This is a genomic window from Microbacterium sp. NPDC055442, from assembly GCF_053644215.1.
In genome coordinates this window covers 115,753-132,158 of sequence record NZ_JBSHLF010000005.1, presented here as the reverse complement: position 1 = coordinate 132,158, position 16,406 = coordinate 115,753, and the positions used below count along the sequence as shown (strand labels likewise).

Here is a 16,406-nt window from a genome sequence, read left to right as displayed (position 1 = left end):
ATTCGACGGCGCCACAAGAAGACGCACGACATGCGCACCGGGATCGACTCCTCCGCAGGCACGCGCGCGATCACGCCACGCCGAGTATCCACACCCTCGTCCGCATCGCCGTCGCGCAGGACATCGCGCCCGCAGACTTGCTGAAGGGGCTCACTCTCGGGCAGTTCGTCGCCAAGAAGCGCGACCGCAAGACTGGATGACCCCGACGCCACCGCACCGACTCAGCGCCGCGGTGTCCATCCCGGCGGCAGCGGCCCTCCGAGGGAGGCCCGCTCGTCGTCGACACGCGCCGACCATCCCTGCGCCGCGTCGGTCCCGTCGAAGCCGCCGCGCGCGAAGCGCAATCCGACATCGTCGTGGTGCATCCGGGGCGCGCCGCCGCGCCGCACCGACGCCCGCACACTCCACGCGTCGTCGGCGAATCCGCCCCCGCGGAACACGCGGTAGTCGTCGTAGCGCGCGGGATCGAGCAGATCCCAGCACCATTCCCACACGTTGCCGAGCGTGTCGAAGAGTCCGAAGAGATTGGGATGCCGCCCGCCGACCGGCTGCGGGGAGCTCACGCCGTCGGCCGCGGTCCAGGCGACGTCCGCGAGCGGGCCGTAGTGGGCGCCGGTCGAGCCCGCACGGCACGCGTACTCCCATTCCGCCTCGGTCGGCAGCCGGTAGCCGTCGGAGTCGACGTGCCACGTGACCTGCTCGCCGTCGAACGTGTAGGCGGGATCGAAGCCCTCCCATTCGGATGCCGCGTTGCACAGTCGCACGGCGCGCAACCAGCTGACCTCGACGGCCGGACGCCGCGGCTGCGTCGCCGTCTCGCCGAGCAGTTCGGCCACCTGCGCCTGCGTCACGGGATACACCCCGATCTCGAACGGCTCGAGGGCGACGCTCCACCGCCGGGTACGGCGCGCATCGTGCAGGACGACCGATCCCGCCGGAATCGTCGCCATCTCGATGTCCGCCACGGGCGAAGTATGCCACGCGGGAATGGAACGGGGCTCGGCGAGGTTATGTCATTGTTCGCTTGATCGGGAGGGATCTGTGGGCAAGAACTACATCGACATCGAGAACGACCACGGAGAAGTGCTGCGCTACCGCAAGCACGTCAACGGCCGGGGACTCGTCGCGCACGGCGCGAAGGTGCACCCGTCGGCCGTCGTCGAGGCGGGTGCGTATGTCGAACCGGGTGTGCAGATCGCGGCCGGCGCACGCGTCAGCCGCGGAGTGTGGGTCGAGACGGATGCCGTCATCGGCCCAGAGGCGCAGATCGCGCCGCACGCGCACATCTGCACGGGTGCCGCGATCGGCGCGGGCGCGAAGATCGGCATCCGCACGCAGGTCGGCATCGGTGCCCGGGTCGCCGTGGGGTCACTCATCGGCGACGACGAGACGATCGCCGACGGCGAGCGCGTCGCGACCGACCAGCGAGGCCTGCGCCTGGCGGCCTGATCCCGACCCGCCGTCGCCGCGGTTCCGGCCTGCTCTGCCCCCGCGTTCGGGGCGGTGTCCTGACCCGAACCCGCATCTCAGGCGAGCTCGCGCAGCCGTGCGGCCAGACCCGCCTGCACGCCGGCGCGACGGTCGTAGGTCACCGCGATGATGAGCAGCACGGCGCCGACGACCGCGAGGGTGATCCACCACGGCATCGACGCATCCCGCGTCCGATCTGGACGGCGAACGCGAAGACGTTCTCGACCGGCAGCACGACGATTCCGATGAGGAACGGCGCCGCGAGACGCCGCGATGCTCCCACGAGGATCGCGAGCAGCGAGAGAGATGACGAGGATCGCCCGCCACGTCAGCGGGTCGGTGAACGTCGCCGCGATCGACGCGCTGAGCATCACGACGACCCCGGGAGCAAGCAGCGCCCACGCCCCCGTGCGAGCCGTCAGTCCGACCGGCGGCGACCGGCGAAGGGAACGAGCCCGTCGCGCAGCCGCACGAGGTCGGCCACGTCCATCCCGACCGCTTCGAGAATCTGCTCCGGGACGCGCAGCGCCTGAGCCCGCAGCGCACGACCGGACTCGGTCAGAGTGATGTCCAGCATCCGCTCATCCTCGGGACGGCGCGAGCGCGCCACCCGCCCCTGCGCCTCGAGGCGCTTCACGAGGGGCGACAGCGTCGCCGGCTCCATGGCCAGGTTTTCTGCCAGGTCGCGCAGCGAGCGCGGCGAGCGCTCCCAGAGCGCGAGCATGACGAGGTACTGGGGGTGGGTGAGACCGAGCGGCTCGAGCACGGGCCGATAGAGCGCGACGATGTTGCGTGCCGCCGTCACGATCGCGAAGCACAGCTGGTTCTCGAGCAGGAGAAGGTCGTCGGCGACGTCCGTAGACGGGGAGCTCATGCCCGGATTGTATCGCACCCTGATGATTAGTACACTAAGCATCATGAGCGAGAGAACCGACCGACCCGAGCCGCGGCGTCCGCTCCGACAGCGGGTGAAAGAGGCCGGCGGCTGGTACGCGTGGTGGAACTCGAAGCTGATCCGATACGCGGGTCCCGCTTCGGTGGGGCCCTACGAGACGACGCCGCCGCCGAGCGCCGCCGTTCGGGCCGAGCGGGCGTGCCCGCTGTGCGGTCACCCCGTGAATCAGCACACGTTCGACCGGTCGGGGCCAAAGCCGCTCATGCACTGTCCGTGACGGCGTCGATACGGGGTGGCCTCAACAGGGCGCCGGCCCTAGAGTGAGGATCACCAAGGGAGGTGGCGCGATGTTGTTTGCGTTGAGTTTCATCCTGCTCATCGGCGGAATGTACGTCATGGGCTTGTCGTTCAACATCCCCGAGTTCGGTGGCGTGCTCTTCGTCCTCGGAGTGCTGCTGGTTTCGGCGGCTCTCGCCACACCGCTCACCGCCAGCGCGATCGACTACCGCGGCGAGAAGTCCCCGCGCTGATCTCTCTTCGCGACGCCGCGGAAGGATGCGGCGGACCCCGGCGATACGCTGGAGCACATGGCGAAAGGCGCGAAGGCCCGAGGGAATGGGCGCAAGCCGGCGCCGAAGTCGAAGCGCGCGGCATCCGCATCTCGTGAGTCCCGAGCGCAGGTCGCTCCGGCCCGCCCGGTCTCGACGGACCCCTTCCGCCTCGGGATGATCCCGGGCGCGACGCCCGGCACGTGGGTCGATCGCTGGATCGAGCGGATGCCGCATGAACCGATCGACCTCGTACCGCTGGCCGTCGCCGACCAGCGCGCGGCGCTCATCGCCGGCGAGGTCGACGCCGCGCTCGTGCGACTGCCGATCGACCGCGACGGGCTGCACGTCATCGCGCTCTATGACGAGGTGCCCGTCGTCGTCTCCTCGAGCGAGTCCCATCTCACGGCGGCCGACGAGCTGACCCTCGCAGACCTCGCGGGCGAGGTCGTGATCACGCCCCTCGACGATGTACTGCGCGTCACGGTGCCGGATGCCGTCACGCCGGCCTTCGAGGCTCCGGCGACGACCGAAGACGCGATCGCGACGGTCGCCGCGGGTGTCGGCGTCCTCGTCGTGCCGATGTCGCTCGCCCGGCTGCACCAGCGCAAGGATGCCGCCTCGCGCCCCCTGCGCGACGGACCCGCCTCGACCGTGGCCCTGGCCTGGGTCGCCGATCGCACGACGCCGTCGGTCGAGACATTCGTCGGCATCGTGCGCGGTCGCACGGCGAACTCGTCCCGCTCCTGACCCCTGGCGCGGCGCCCTGGCACGTGGCGAGGGGCCCGGCACATGGCGCGGGGCCCGGCCCGTAGCGCGGGGCCCGGCCCGTGGGTCGGGGCCCGGCCCGTAGCGAGGGGCCCGCACCCTTGGCCTGCGCCCTCCCCCGTGGTGAGGCTCCGCCCGCCCCGGCCGGAGCCCCGGCCGGAGCACCGGCCGCGAGACTGCAACGGGCGGCCGAGACTGCGGGGTTCACCCGCTGTCTCGGCGTGCCGTTGCAGTCTCGCGGTCAAGTGATCCGGGGGATGTCGCGAGCGGATCCGAACCGCGACATCCCCCGACGGATCGGCCTCCGACGACACGCACGAACGTGCGCCCCAGTGTCTTCGGTGCCCCCGACGACGAGAACCCCTGCGTCTCGTCGGCATAGACCGTCCGCTATGAGAAGAGCACCCTCATGTCGCGCTGATACATGCCGCCGAGAAAATTTCTCAGAATCCCGTCCCGTGCACTTGGAAGGGCGCGAGGATGCCGGTGCGCGACGTCGCCGACGCGAGCGCCGCCGAGGGTGTCTCACCCGCCGCGAGGCCCGCGTGCATCGCGCCGAGCACCTCGCACGCGACGTCGTCGGCGACGGCGACGGGAGCCGCGACGACGGCCCGCGCGCCGGCGTGCAGCCAGACACGCGTCATGCCGACCGCCTCCTCCCCCCAGCGCACCGTCGAGCGGCCGACTTCGCACGCCGACAGCACGACCGTCTGCGGCACGTCCGGGATGAGGTCGACGTCGTAGCCGAACAGGGTGCCGTCGGCGAGCTCGAGACCCGAGAAGAGGGGATGGTCGGCGGCATGCCGGCCATGCGCGGCGATGTGCAGCACGTCGGCGGTCGTCGCCGACGCCGTGACGGCGGCGACCGTCGCTTCGGCGCCGTGCAGCACGACGTGCTCGCCCCACGTGCCGGCGGCGGTGAGGACCTCTTCGTCACCGCGCGCGACGCGCGGACCGGCGGCGAACACGGCCCGCGCCGCGCGGCGAGGGCGCGCCGCCGACTCGGCCACCCAGCGCGACGCCGAAGGCGCGATCGTGAGGGCGCGCCCCCGCATGGCGGGCAGCATCGTCCAGGGAATCCCGGCCAACAGCCCGGGCGCCGTCAGCACGACGCGCGCCGGATCCCGTGCACCGGCCAATGCCCGCCCGACGGTCTCGTGCGAGAGCTGCTCGAGTCGCCCGGCGAGCGCCTGCTGCACGACGGCCGCCATGGGGCCCGATCGCACCGCCGCCGAGACGTCGAGGTCGGCGCGCAGACCTTCGATCGCGGTCCGCACGCGCGATGCGTCGATGTCGACGAGCCGGGCCGAATCGCGATCGACGACGAGAGCGACGAACGCCCGCCCGTCGAAGACGAACGAGATGAGCACGGTGTCCTCGTCGAGGGCCGCCTGCGCGCGGCCCAGCGTGACGCGGTCGTGCACGGCGGCCGTGCGCGTTCGGGCCCACTGCCGTTCCCGCGCGCGAGCGCGCAGCACGTCGACGCGCGCATCGGTCAGCCAATCGCCGTCCGGGTCCGCGAGACGGATGCGGCGCAGCTCTTCGAGCTCGGACGCCAGCACGGGATCGGGCGGCGGTCGCAGCGGCACGACCTGCGTGTGCAGGTGTCGCGAACGCTCGGACCACTCGAACACGATGTCGGGTCGACCCGATCGCAACGCCGACGCGAGCCCCGTCATCATGAGGCCGAGCCCCTGCCGCGCGATCGAGCCGGACTGCTCGAGGCTCGCCCCGAGCCGCTGCGACTGTTCGAGCAGGTCGATGCCCTGCGCCGCGCGCCGTCGCGCGTCACTCTCGCGACCCGCGCGCCGGGCGCGCTCGGCGGCGACTTCGTGCGACAGCATCGCGATGTCCAGCGGTGTGCCGGCGCGCAGGCGCGGACCGCGGATGCCGGGGTCCCCACCACGTCGCAGCGCGTCCAGCGCCGCGGTCAGGCGCAGCGCGGCGGCGTCGTGCGGAAACCCGTGCGTCTCGAGCGCCTCGACGACCGCCGCGACGGCGACCGGGGACGGGGGACGACCGGGCGTCAGCGGCGTCCCCGCGCGGTCGAGCCGACCGTGCGACAGCCGGGCGCGCAGCCGGATCCCGTCGGCACGCGCCGCCCAGGCGTGACTGCCCTGCCCTCGGAACCGGCGCGCCGATGCGTGCGCGACGGCCGCCGCGCGCGCCGGATCGTGATCGAGCAGCGAGCGGGCGAGCTGGTATTCGGCACGAGCGCGCTCGCCGGGCGCGCGGTGCCGGCCGAGGACATGCACGACGTTCGCGAGCGCGTGCTCCGCCTCGGTCTGCAACCCCGCGTCGCGCAGGACCTCGGCGTGGTCGAGCTCATTGACGGCCGCCCAGAAGTCGGACTCCCCGTCGAGCGGCTCGCGGACGGACTGCATGAGCGACAGCGCCGTCACGAGGTCGCCCGAGAGCATCGCGACATAGCCGCGGTTGTGCACCGCCTGCTCGGCTTCCAGCGCGCGACCTGCCGCCCGGTAGGCGGCTTCGGCCCAGTGCAGATCGTCGGCGGCGGCCTCCCACCGTCCTCGCTGCATGTCCGCGACGCTGCGGTTCATCCGCATGTTGGCCGAGCGCACGGGGTCGCCGTCGAGGGCGTCGATCGCGTCGGTGAGCCAGGAGACGGCGCTGTCCAGCGCGCCTCGCTCGAGCTCGAGCGCACCCATCTGTCCCGCGAGGATCGCGCGGGTGTCCTCGCCGAGGTCGGTGCGCGCGATCGCCTGGCGGCACAGCGCGACGCCGCCGTCCACATCTCCGAGTCGCGCGAGCAGGTACGCCGTCGTGCCGGTCACCCTGGCCTGCACGTCGCTGTCGCCGTCGCGCGCGGCCGCGGCCGCGGCATCCGCCAGCACCGCCCGGGCCGCGGTGTACCGGCCCGCGTTGACGAGCTCGACACCGCGCGCGGAGAGGTCTTCGGCGCTCGCGGTCACCTTCACATGATGGCCCGTCGCGGCGGGCCGCGCATCGTCAGGGCTCGATGCGCGAGCCGTCCTCGGCCGCGATCTCGGCGAGCGCCTTCCCGACGATGTCGCGTGGCTTGTGCGCGGAGTTCGCCATGAGCCCGGGCACGAGCGCCGTCGCGATGCGGGCCGCGACGTAGGGCGCGGCGAACGAGGTGCCGCTCCAGATCGCGTATCCCGCCGAGTAGTCGTCGGGGTCGAGGCTCTGCCGCCGGCGACCGAGCAGGTCGGCGCTCGACCCCGATTGCACGCCGCCCATCAGGGCGGGGAAGGCGCTGAGCACCGAAGTGCCGCGTCCGTAGGCGTTCACCCACGGGCCGATGTTGCTGTACAGCGCGACCGACGTGCGCTGCGGATTGAGCGCCCCCACCGCGAGGTGCCGCGCGAGCCCCTTCTTCTCGGTGATGCCGAGATCGGTGTCGCCCCAGCCGTAGAGCGCCGCGGGAAAGGTCGGGCGGTCGGTCGCGTCGTTGCCCGCCGAGCACACGACGATGACCCCGAGCGCGCGCAGGCGCCGCAGCGCGTCATAGAGCCGCAGTGAGAACAGGCCGTCCTCGGGGGTCTCGTGGTAGTAGCCGAGCGACAGGTTGACCACGTCGAGCGGATTGCTCTCGGCCCACACCGCGAGCTCTTCGACCGCGTCGATGAGTTCGCTCTCGAGCACCGTGCCGTTGCTGTCGGCGACCCGGATCGAGACGAGATCGGCCTCGGGGCACACCTGCCGCAGGATGCCGGCGACGAACGTGCCGTGGCCGGCCGCGTCGTCGAGGTAGCCGTCGCGCGGACCGGTCTGATCGCCGTACACCTCGGGGTCGGTGAGCGGGTCCTCGACGCCGATCACCTCGCCCGGGCGCGTGGGCGACGGCACACGTCGCCGGACGATGTCGCCGGATCCGGTCTCGGGCGGCAGCCACGGGTCGTGCACGCCGCATCCCGTGTCGAAGTACGCGATGACGGGGCGGCGCCCGCCGCGGGCGAGCGGCCGGGTGCGCACGGGTGCCGGGCCGATGTAATCGACGACCTCGAGGCCGCCCGTGCCCGGATAGGCGTATCCGTCGGTGCCCGAGGGGTTCGTCTTGCCGTGCGGATTGGTCTTGCCGTGCGGGTTCGTCTTGCCGTGCGGGTTGAGTCCGATCGGCGCGACCGAGAGCACGTGGTCCAGACCCGTGCGGCGCAGGGCCGCGTCGCCCGTGATGGCGTCGCGCTCGGACTCGGCGGTCCGCTCCCGCACCGAGCGATCGAGGGATCGGGATGCCGCGAGCGAGATGCGGCGCTTCGCGTCGGCCAGCTGCGGGTCCTCGTCGCGCTTTCCTCGCTTCTTGCGGCGCGGCTCGAGCGCACGTCGGCGCGCGTGCTGCAGAAGCCGCCACGCGTCGATCGGCGGCACGGGCTCGTCGTCGCGCTGCGGGTTGGGCGCCTGCACGATGCGGGCCCGCGTGAGCTGCTCGCCGTTCTTGCGGATGGTCTCGAGCTCGACGTCCCAGCCGAGCTCGGCGGCGGCCTCCCGCAGCACCGCGTGCGCGTCGCCGGGCTCGCCCGAAATGATCAGGTGCCCCGCGGCGTACACCGTGCCGAAGGCCGGGATCCCAGGAACCGGATCGCGCCGCGGATCCAGCGCGACACCGCGAGGCAGCGCGGCCGCCTCACGCTCCCGCCAGGACCGGAAGCCGGGGTCGTCCGCCATGAGCACGCCTTTCGTCGGGTCAGACCTCGAACTGCGGGGTCTGGAAGTCGCGGATGTCGCCCGCGGCATCCTTCACCGCGAGCCGCAGCCGCCAGAGGCCGGCGGCGACGTCGGCGAAGGCGAACCGTCCGTGCTCGCTCGACTGCGCCGTCTCCTCGTGTCCATCCTGGACCAACCGCACGGCGAGTGCGGGAACGTCGACCCAGCCGTCGATGCGGCGGGTCTGCCCGGCCGCCTTGGTGACGTGCAGCAGCACGGTCGTCGTGCCGTCGCTGAACTGCAGCGTCGAGGCGTCGCTCCCGGTGCGCACGGCTGCGGGCTCCGACGCCTCGACGAGGGTCAGCAGCGCGTACTCGTGCGACAGGTCCTCGACCGCGACGGCCGCGACCATGCGGTCGACGAGGTCGGCCGGTGCGGGATCGACGGCCTCCCACACGCCGCGCAGTCGTGCGAACAGTGCCGCGTCCGCGGCGAGATCCTCAGTTGCCATGACGGCCCTCTCCCCATCCTTCGCCCTCGAGCTTCTTGCGGAGCTTGCCGAGGCACCGCTGTCGGGTCGGCCCGATCGATCCGACCGGCATCGACAGGTCCTCGGCGATGCGCGCGTAGTCGGGGCGCTCCTCGAACGCCACGACGCGCAGCAGCCGGCGACATCGCTCATCGAGCGAGCCGACGCCCGCCCACAGCCGGCGGGTCTCGTCGTCGCGCACGGCCGTGCGCTCGGCGGATTCCCCCGTCGGCAGGTGCGGTTCGAGGGTGTCGGCATCGGTGGCATCCGCTCGTCTGTGCAGTCTGCTCACCCGCCATGCTTCGCGGCGCGCGCACATCGTCAGCCAGCCGGCGACGGCGCGCGGCTGCGTGATCGTCGTGTGACGGCGCACGAGCGTGAGCCAGGCCGTCTGCACGACGTCTTCGGCGAGCGTGCGTTCGAGGCCGTACGCACGCACGACGTGCCACAGCACCGGTGTCATGAGGCGCACGAGATCGTCCATGGCGCGACGATCGCCCGCCCGCCACCTCTCGAAGAGGTCGGCGGCGCGCTCCCAGCGACTCGGCTCGGTCGAAGGGGCGGATGCCTCGGAGCCGGTGTGCGTCATGACGCCCATTGTGTCCACACCGATCCAGAGCACGAAACCCCGAGTCTGATACATCGGTCCGAGCAGCGCGGAACGGGGTTCTCTATACCGGGATGCGCAGCACGCTCACGTGCAGGACTGTTCAGGGTCGCGCCGCAGCACCGTGCGGCGACACAGCGACCGACTCGCAACCCCGCACGGGTCGACCTAGACTCGCGCCATGACGACCGCCCCTCTGCTCTATGTCTGCGTGCGGCCGCAGCGCGAGGCCGCCGAGGCCGAGTACGAGTCGTTCCGGGCCGGGGCACGGCTCGATGTCGACGGCATCGACTCGCACGACCTCGTCGGGGCGCCCCTGCCCGGTGACGCCCTCGAGCGCTACAGCGGGTTCGTCGTCGGCGGCAGTCCGTTCAGCGTGACCGACCCCGAATCGACGAAGCCCGACACGCAGCTGCGCGTCGAGCGCGAACTCGCCGAGCTCGCGCAGGCCACACTCGAGGGCCGCACCGCGTCGCTGTTCACGTGCTACGGGATCGGCATCGTGACGCGGCTCCTCGGCGGCGAAGTCAGCCGCGCACACCCCGAAGACACCGGCCCCACGGTCGTCGAGCTCACCGATGACGGCGCGACGGACCCCCTCTTCGGCGGCCTCGCGCACCGGTTCACGGCGCTCACGGCGCACAAGGAGGGCGCCGGTGTCGCCCCTCCGGGGGCGGTCCTGCTCGCGACGAACGAGGCCTGCCCCGTGCAGGCGTACCGCGTCGGCGACAACCTCTATGCGACGCAGTTCCACCCCGAACTCACCCCGCGCGCGCTCGTGGATCGCATGGCGGTGTACCGCGACGACGGCTACTTCGACACCGACGACTACGACGTCGTCGCGGGGCGCGTGCTGGCGGCATCCGTCACCGAGCCCCCGCGTCTCTTGCGCGCGTTCGCGAAACGGTTCGGGCCGGCCTGATTCAGGCCTCGGCGTTGCGGGCGCCGACGACGCGGCTGGCGAGCGTCGCGACCACCGGTACGAGGATCACGAGGACGCCGACGATGATCGCCGTCACACCGATCGCGGTGTCGCGTGGTTCGAGCGCGAGTCGGTTGTAGGCGACCCACCCCAGGCCCCACGCGAGGGCGAGACCGGGGGACACATGCCAACCCGACCGCCACGCGACGGCGAGCCCGATCAGCCCGACGACGATCACGACGGCGACCCCGATGGGCGTTCCGGCATCAGCCCACTCGGCCGGCCCCTCTTCGGTGAGCCAGGCCGACACGTTGGCCACCGTCGCGAGCGACACCCACCCCAGATGCAGCCCCACGCTCAGGTCGGTCAGGAACGAATCGAGGAAGCCTTCGGCGGGATAGGCCACCGTGCGCTGGAAGGCGATGCACAGCACGATGAGCAGCGCGACGATGCCGATGACGCTCACGAGCAGCGTCGTATACAGGGCGAGCAGAATCCAGACGCCGTTGAGCACGGCCGACAGCGCGATCCACCAACCGATGGCACGCTGCCTCTCGCGCGTGCGCTGGTTCGGCAGCGCCTGCCAGATCGCGTACCCGATCATCAGCACGTAGATGGCGCTCCAGATCGCGAACGCCGTCGAGGCGGGGGTGAGCAGCGTCGCGTCGGAATCGAGCGCGCCGCCCTGCGCGTCTTCGACCGGGGTGTCGCCGATCAGCCCCCTGCCGGCGAGCGAGGAGATGACCATGAACACGGTCGCGGAGATGACGGCGATCTGGCGGGTGAGGTCCTTCGACGAAGCGGCCATCCTGCGACCGTACGGAATCCCGCGCGTGCGGTCAGGGGCTTGACACGTGGCGAGTCACCCATCGAGCGGGTGGTCGAGCAGCAGCGCGATGCGGTCATCGAGGTAGCCCTGCAGCGGCGTGTAGCCGCCGGAGGCGCTCCACTTCACGCTCGGCACGCCATCGACGATCGCGAGAGGGCCGGAGGCCCCACCCGTATCGACGGCGACAGGATCCAGCATCCGCCAGCCGATGTGCACGGTCGCGCCCTCGGCGAATCCACCGCGGCGGGCGGCCGCGGCCAGGGCTGCGCGGCGGCGCTGCGCTTCGGCCGTGAATCCGCGGCGCACCTCTTCGCGCGCCCGCAGGATGTCGCCGACGGCATACACCGCGTCCTCTGACAGCAGCAGCACGCCCACGCGCCATGCCGAACCCCGCGGCACGATCCGCGGCGCCCGAGCGATCCCGAGGATGCGGCGCGGGTGGACCTGTTCGCCGAGCCCTTCGCGCGGGGCATCCGCCAGCCGCCGGCGCGCGTCGGCGAGGATCGCCGCGACGCTCACGCTTCGACCTCGGACGGAACGACGGTCTCTTCGGGCTGCGGGCGACGCAGCGCCATGGCGACGAGGGGGAACACGAGCACCGAGAGCATGCCGGCGCCGACGAGCACCGATGCCGCGGCCGACGTGAGCACGCCCTCGGCGACGCCGATCGCGGTCACGGCGACGATGATCGGCAGTCCCGTCGCACCGAGGAGGCCCAGGGCGACGCGGTCGCGGCGGGACGACCCGTCCGGCGCCGCGAACATCGACGGGATGCCGCGGACGATGACGAGCACGAGAGCGGTGACCGGCACGGCGGCGAGCAGCAGGGGCTCGGCGAGCAGAGCATCGAGGTCGAACGTGATGCCGGTGTAGATGAAGAAGATCGGGATGAGGAAGCCGAAGGCGACCCCCTCGACCTTGCTCTCGACCGCCTCGCGGTCGGCGGGCGCGGCATCGCGCATCATGAGACGCCACACGATGCCCGCGGCGAATGCGCCCAGGAGCATGTCGAGGTCGAGCACGATGCTCAACACGACGAGGGCGGCGAGCACGAGGAAGACCAACCGGATCGCGAACTGTCCCGACGTGTGCAGGGTGGCGTTCACGGCGCGGTGCATCGCTCCGACGGGCACACGGAACGCGAGCCAGATCGCCGCGCCCGCGACGACGGCGAAGAGGGCGAGGACCACGGTCGACAGCCCCGGGTCGCGTCCGCCGAGGAAGATCGAGATCGCCACGAGCGGCCCGAACTCGCCCACGGCTCCCACCGCGCCCACCGCCCGGCCGAACGGCGTGCGCAGCTCGCGCGCATCGCGCAGGATCGGAAGGATCGTGCCGAGCGCGGTCGAGCACAGTGCGACGCCGATGATGACGGCGGCTTCGCCGGGCGCGATCATCCAGCCGAGGCCGATGCCGGCGGCGAGGCTCACGAGCCAGCCGACGCCCGCCGTGCGGCCGCCGCGACCGCGGAAGGACGCGACGTCGATCTCGGTCCCCGCGACGAAGAACAGCATCGCGACGCCGAACTGCGCGAGGGTGTCGACGAACGCCGACGGCTGCGCCCAGCCGAGCAGGCTCGGACCGACCGCGATGCCGAGCACGAGCTCGAACACGACGATGGGGATGCGCACCCAGCGGTGCAGCCCTCGGGCGAGGATCGGAGCCAGCACAGCGAGCAGCGGGATCACCAGCAGCGTCGGCTCGAGATCGTCCACGGCATCACATTAGCGATGCCGTGTCCGCTCAGACGACGAGCGGTGAGAACCGCGGCGGCGCGCCTCGCGTGAAGACGCCGACAGTCGCCTCGGGCACCTCCTGCCAGTGCCGCCTGCTCCAGTGCAGCTCGAGCGGTTCGGAGACGACGATCTGAGCGTCGGCGGGCAGCGGCTCGACGACACCCGTGGCCACGTGCAGCGTCTCCGGCCCGACGCTGTGGAAGAGCGAGGGAGCCGGCCCCGCGTCGGGGCTCGTCCACCGCAGCACGACGAGCCGATCACCGTCGGACGCGCACATCGTGGCGTGGAACGGCTCCGCGATGCCGTGCTCTTTCCGCGCCCGCTCGACGCGACCGACCATGCGGGTGAGCGCGGCGACCGGGTCGGCGGCGAGGCCGTAGGTGAGAGCGAGGAAGAAGCACACCTCGCTGTCGGTCGTGCCGAGCAGACGGGGGTATAGACCGGGATCGATCTCGAACGTCAGCTCACGGCGCACCTGATCGAACCCGCTGATCTCGCCGTTGTGCTGGAACATCCACCCGTCGTGCACGAACGGATGCGTGTTCTGCTCCGAGATGGTGCCGCCGGGCGCCGCGCGGACATGGGCCAGGAAGCATCCCGACTCGATGTGGGCGGCGAGGTCCCTGAGGTTGCGGCTGTCCCACGCCGGCGTGATCTGGCGGTACTGACCGAGCGCGCCGCCGCGGCCCGACCACGCGATACCGAACCCGTCTCCGTTGGTCGGAAACGCCCGGCGGCGGAACTGCGATGCCATCGCGGCGCCCGGCAGGTACAGCTCGCGCGCGAGCAGGCTCTGGTCGATGAGCGAGTGGTCGGGTTTGACGAGCACGTCTTCGAGGGCGACGGGCGTTCCCAGATAGGCCAACCAGCGGCACATGTCAGCTCGCCGCCCCGGCCAGACCCGGCAACAGCTTCACGAGGCCCGCGGCCATGATCTCGAACGCGAGCACGATGACGATGAGACCGACCAGGCGCAGCAGGATGTTCATGCCGAACGTGCCCAGCACGGCCCGGATCGGAGTAGCGAGCAGGAAGACGACGAACGCGATCCCGACGTTCGCCGTGAGCGCCAGCAGCACCGTCAGCGAGGGGTTGTCGGCCGTCGCGATCAGGATCGTCGACATGAAGCCGGGTCCGAGGATCATCGGCACCGCGAACGGGAACATGAGCGTCAGGAACGCGGCTCGCCGGCCCGCGGCGGACTCCTCGCTCGTGGGCGGCGGCGGCGCCCATCCCGCGACCGCCTGCGTCACGGCCGTCGAAACGGCGTCCGGCCCGCCCTTGACCGCGTTCGTCGCGAGTGAGGATGCGGCATCCGTCGATGATGCGTGCACGGATGCCGCGGCGTGCACGGCCGTGTGTCCGCGCTTGACGAGGTCGTGGACGACCCGCCACAGGCTGCGCCCCGCCTTCTTCGTGTCGTCGGCGTGCGTGTTCATCATCGCGATGCCCGAGAGCAGGATGACGAAACCGCCGCCGACCCGCAGTCCCGCGATGTCGATCCCGAAGAAGCCGAGCACGGCGTTGCCCGCGTACAGCACGATGACGCCGCCGACCCAGACCGTCGCGACCGTCAGCACGGCGCCCAGCAGCTTCTGCTGCCATGTCGTGAGCGGCGCGGTGTAGCCGAGGAAGAACGGGATGCCGGAGAAGGGATTGGCGATCGCGAACATCGCACCGAAGACCGCGACGAAGCCGACGATATGGGAGTCCATGGTTCCTCCTGCCCGTGCCGATGCACGTGAGCACCAGCATGGCGGCCCGGCGGGGCGCAGCCCGGCACCGGCGCCGCGGACACGCGGATCTGGCACGGATCGTCTCACCCTCACCGCCCGGACGTGCCGCGGATCGGGGCACCCGATGCCCGCTGAGGCGGTTCAGGTGAGCGCTTCGCGCGCGGCATCCGCCTTCTTCTCGGCCGCGCGGGCCTGCTCGGCCGCGGCGGCGTGCTCCGCGTCGCGGAGGCGCAGCTGCTCGTCGGCGGCTTCGGCGTCGGCCTCGAGCCGGTGCAGGTCACGCCGCAGGTCTTCGATGCGCTCGGACAGGTGATCGACGCGCTCCTGCGCCTTCTCGCGCTGTGCGGCGGCACGGCGGAGCTCCCGATCCGCCTCGCCCGCGAGCCGCTCGGCCTCGCGCGCGGCTTTCTCCGCCGCCTTGCGGGCACGGCGCTCGGCGAGGTCGTCGCGAGGCGCCGGCTGCGGGACACCGGCGAGCGACCCGCCGACAGCGCCCGCGAGGTCGCCGATCGCGCCCGCCTCGAGCGGCTTCACGAGGCGTCCCGTCAGAACGGCCGAAGCTGCGGCAGCATCCATGATCGCGGCATTGATGGTCTTCTCGATGTCGTCGCGTGCTGCGGCGCTGACGGCCGTCGCGGCCCGTTCGGCGAGGCGCACGGCCTCTCCCGCGAGGGCGGCGACGAGCGCGCGGCGCTGGCGGCCGAGCTTCGCGAGCTCCGCCGCGTCGAGGTCGTCCTGCGCGTCGCGCAGTGCGGCCGACAGCTCGACCGCTTCGGCGAGCTGCCCGTCGTGAACGAGCAGGTTGACCGCCCACGCCGCGACCGTGGGCTTGCGCAGCGCCTTCACCGACCTCGCGTGCGGCCCCGTCGCGCGTGCGTTGCGGGCCGCGGTGAACTCGTCCGGCGGCAGGACGTACAGCTCCGCCGCGATGTCGTCGACGTCATCGGCTCCCACACCCCCATTCTGCGTCCTGGACCGTGCGACTGCAGGACGGTGCCGCCGCGATCGGGCCGTGCCGAGTTCGAGCGGATCCTGCGCCGCGTGCTGTTGGAGGCGTGGACGCGACTCGGAGCGCCTCGCTAGGGTGATCGGCGACGAGAGGACCGGATCATCGACGAGACCGCGCTCATCACGGCCGGGGTTGCGCTGTTCACCATCTGCAATCCGGTCGGGACTCTGCCCGTCTTCCTGAGCGTCACCGAGGGCATGACGGTCGCGAAGCAGCGGAGGGTCGCGCTGATGACGGGGGTCGGCGTGTTCTCCGTGCTCGCCGTCTCGCTCGTGCTCGGCTCGCTCATCCTGCAGTTCTTCGGCATCAACGTGCCCTCGCTCAAGATCGCGGGATTCCTCTTCGTCTCGACGATCGCCTGGGCGATGATGACCAGAAGCGGGTCGATCCTGCCGAAGCAGAACGACGGCGATCCCGCGATCGTTCCCCTCGCGATGCCGGTCGTCGCCGGCCCCGGCGCGATCGCCCTCGTCATCGCGTTCGCGAAGGACAACCCCGCCCTGCTCGACTACCTGTGGGGGCTGCTCATCGTGCTGGTGTCGGCCGTCGCGACGGCGATCATCTACTTTTTCGGCCCCTACCTGGCCAAAGCGCTCGGCCCCGCGGGCATGGACATCTTCCAGAAGCTCTTCGGCCTCATCCTGCTCGCGATCTGCGTCGAGCAGATCCTGACCGCGATGCCGAAGATCTGGCCGGGGCTGGGCGGCTGACCGACGGATGCCGCGGCGCGA

At 71.7% G+C, this 16,406-nt stretch carries 18 protein-coding genes; 6 read left to right on the top strand and 12 right to left on the bottom strand.

What is annotated here, in order from left to right:
- Positions 1-221 precede the first annotated feature (221 nt).
- A complete protein-coding gene (locus ACWIBS_RS12690) occupies positions 222-965 on the bottom strand; it encodes a formylglycine-generating enzyme family protein (RefSeq protein ID WP_376130917.1) in 744 nt (247 codons plus the stop codon).
- Between the two features lie 76 nt (positions 966-1,041).
- On the opposite strand from ACWIBS_RS12690, the gene ACWIBS_RS12685 reads away from it, so the two are divergent.
- On the top strand, positions 1,042-1,449 hold the full coding sequence (locus tag ACWIBS_RS12685) for an LbetaH domain-containing protein (protein WP_376130920.1): 408 nt from the start codon (positions 1,042-1,044) through the stop codon (positions 1,447-1,449).
- Between the two features lie 439 nt (positions 1,450-1,888).
- On the opposite strand, the gene ACWIBS_RS12680 is transcribed toward ACWIBS_RS12685, so the two are convergent.
- A complete protein-coding gene (locus tag ACWIBS_RS12680) occupies positions 1,889-2,344 on the bottom strand; it encodes a MarR family winged helix-turn-helix transcriptional regulator (RefSeq protein ID WP_376130922.1) in 456 nt (151 codons plus the stop codon).
- Between the two features lie 43 nt (positions 2,345-2,387).
- Between ACWIBS_RS12680 and ACWIBS_RS12675 the strand changes: the two genes are divergently transcribed.
- The 3 genes from ACWIBS_RS12675 (at position 2,388) to ACWIBS_RS12665 (ending at position 3,663) form a co-directional block, all read left to right on the top strand.
- Complete coding sequence (locus ACWIBS_RS12675; protein WP_376130925.1) at positions 2,388-2,642, top strand: hypothetical protein; 255 nt, start codon at positions 2,388-2,390, stop codon at positions 2,640-2,642.
- Between the two features lie 82 nt (positions 2,643-2,724).
- Positions 2,725-2,895, top strand: a complete 171-nt coding sequence (locus tag ACWIBS_RS12670) for a hypothetical protein (protein WP_376130928.1) — start codon at positions 2,725-2,727, stop codon at positions 2,893-2,895.
- A gap of 57 nt (positions 2,896-2,952) precedes the next feature.
- Positions 2,953-3,663 carry a LysR substrate-binding domain-containing protein gene (locus ACWIBS_RS12665; protein WP_376130931.1) on the top strand — a complete coding sequence of 237 codons (711 nt, stop codon included), beginning with the start codon at positions 2,953-2,955 and terminating at the stop codon, positions 3,661-3,663.
- Between the two features lie 461 nt (positions 3,664-4,124).
- Here ACWIBS_RS12665 and ACWIBS_RS12660 read toward each other — a convergent pair whose 3' ends face one another.
- From ACWIBS_RS12660 to ACWIBS_RS12645, 4 genes are read right to left on the bottom strand one after another with little or no spacing between them, the layout of a single operon-like run.
- On the bottom strand, positions 4,125-6,614 hold the full coding sequence (locus tag ACWIBS_RS12660) for a CHAT domain-containing protein (protein ID WP_376130847.1): 2,490 nt from the start codon (positions 6,612-6,614) through the stop codon (positions 4,125-4,127).
- A 37-nt stretch (positions 6,615-6,651) separates the two neighbouring features.
- Positions 6,652-8,328, bottom strand: coding sequence for a S8 family peptidase (locus ACWIBS_RS12655; RefSeq protein ID WP_376130844.1), 1,677 nt, complete (start codon positions 8,326-8,328; stop codon positions 6,652-6,654).
- Positions 8,329-8,347: 19 nt separating this feature from the next.
- Positions 8,348-8,818 carry a hypothetical protein gene (locus ACWIBS_RS12650; RefSeq protein ID WP_376130841.1) on the bottom strand — a complete coding sequence of 157 codons (471 nt, stop codon included), beginning with the start codon at positions 8,816-8,818 and terminating at the stop codon, positions 8,348-8,350.
- On the bottom strand, positions 8,808-9,425 hold the full coding sequence (locus tag ACWIBS_RS12645) for an RNA polymerase sigma factor (RefSeq protein ID WP_376130838.1): 618 nt from the start codon (positions 9,423-9,425) through the stop codon (positions 8,808-8,810). The genes ACWIBS_RS12650 and ACWIBS_RS12645 overlap by 11 nt, the downstream gene beginning before the upstream one ends.
- A 199-nt stretch (positions 9,426-9,624) precedes the next feature.
- On the opposite strand from ACWIBS_RS12645, the gene ACWIBS_RS12640 reads away from it, so the two are divergent.
- Positions 9,625-10,365, top strand: coding sequence for a glutamine amidotransferase-related protein (locus ACWIBS_RS12640; RefSeq protein WP_376130835.1), 741 nt, complete (start codon positions 9,625-9,627; stop codon positions 10,363-10,365).
- Position 10,366: 1 nt separating this feature from the next.
- Here the strand turns inward: ACWIBS_RS12640 and ACWIBS_RS12635 are convergent, their stop codons facing one another.
- From ACWIBS_RS12635 to ACWIBS_RS12610, 6 genes are all read right to left on the bottom strand, one after another.
- Positions 10,367-11,173 (bottom strand): tryptophan-rich sensory protein, encoded by an 807-nt coding sequence (locus ACWIBS_RS12635; protein WP_376130832.1) that lies wholly within the window; start codon positions 11,171-11,173, stop codon positions 10,367-10,369.
- 54 nt (positions 11,174-11,227) lie between these two features.
- Entirely contained in the window at positions 11,228-11,713 is a 486-nt protein-coding gene (locus ACWIBS_RS12630; protein ID WP_376130829.1) for a glutaminase, read from the bottom strand.
- The gene (locus ACWIBS_RS12625; protein WP_376130826.1) at positions 11,710-12,909 is read right to left on the bottom strand and encodes a cation:proton antiporter; all 1,200 of its coding nucleotides are present in this window, start codon (positions 12,907-12,909) and stop codon (positions 11,710-11,712) included. Before ACWIBS_RS12625 ends, ACWIBS_RS12630 begins: the two co-directional genes overlap by 4 nt.
- A 28-nt stretch (positions 12,910-12,937) precedes the next feature.
- Positions 12,938-13,807, bottom strand: a complete 870-nt coding sequence (locus ACWIBS_RS12620) for a class II glutamine amidotransferase (protein ID WP_376130823.1) — start codon at positions 13,805-13,807, stop codon at positions 12,938-12,940.
- Position 13,808: 1 nt separating this feature from the next.
- Positions 13,809-14,645: a MarC family protein gene (locus tag ACWIBS_RS12615; protein ID WP_376130820.1), complete on the bottom strand. Its 837-nt coding sequence runs from the start codon at positions 14,643-14,645 to the stop codon at positions 13,809-13,811.
- Positions 14,646-14,807: 162 nt separating this feature from the next.
- Positions 14,808-15,620 (bottom strand): transposase, encoded by an 813-nt coding sequence (locus ACWIBS_RS12610; RefSeq protein WP_376130817.1) that lies wholly within the window; start codon positions 15,618-15,620, stop codon positions 14,808-14,810.
- 153 nt (positions 15,621-15,773) lie between these two features.
- Here ACWIBS_RS12610 and ACWIBS_RS12605 point away from each other — a divergent pair, with 153 nt between their 5' ends.
- Complete coding sequence (locus ACWIBS_RS12605; RefSeq protein WP_376130850.1) at positions 15,774-16,385, top strand: MarC family protein; 612 nt, start codon at positions 15,774-15,776, stop codon at positions 16,383-16,385.
- The last annotated feature ends 21 nt before the right edge of the window (positions 16,386-16,406 follow it).

Bases quoted from the DNA above. Each gene is read 5' to 3' on its own strand.
- ACWIBS_RS12650 (WP_376130841.1), bottom strand. From the start codon at position 8,818: ATGGCAACTGAGGATCTCGCCGCGGACGCGGCACTGTTCGCACGACTG.
- ACWIBS_RS12665 (WP_376130931.1), top strand. From the start codon at position 2,953: ATGGCGAAAGGCGCGAAGGCCCGAGGGAATGGGCGCAAGCCGGCGCCG.
- ACWIBS_RS12645 (WP_376130838.1), bottom strand. From the start codon at position 9,425: ATGACGCACACCGGCTCCGAGGCATCCGCCCCTTCGACCGAGCCGAGT.
- ACWIBS_RS12655 (WP_376130844.1), bottom strand. From the start codon at position 8,328: ATGGCGGACGACCCCGGCTTCCGGTCCTGGCGGGAGCGTGAGGCGGCC.
- ACWIBS_RS12635 (WP_376130832.1), bottom strand. From the start codon at position 11,173: ATGGCCGCTTCGTCGAAGGACCTCACCCGCCAGATCGCCGTCATCTCC.
- ACWIBS_RS12680 (WP_376130922.1), bottom strand. From the start codon at position 2,344: ATGAGCTCCCCGTCTACGGACGTCGCCGACGACCTTCTCCTGCTCGAG.
- ACWIBS_RS12675 (WP_376130925.1), top strand. From the start codon at position 2,388: ATGAGCGAGAGAACCGACCGACCCGAGCCGCGGCGTCCGCTCCGACAG.
- ACWIBS_RS12640 (WP_376130835.1), top strand. From the start codon at position 9,625: ATGACGACCGCCCCTCTGCTCTATGTCTGCGTGCGGCCGCAGCGCGAG.
- ACWIBS_RS12620 (WP_376130823.1), bottom strand. From the start codon at position 13,807: ATGTGCCGCTGGTTGGCCTATCTGGGAACGCCCGTCGCCCTCGAAGAC.
- ACWIBS_RS12615 (WP_376130820.1), bottom strand. From the start codon at position 14,645: ATGGACTCCCATATCGTCGGCTTCGTCGCGGTCTTCGGTGCGATGTTC.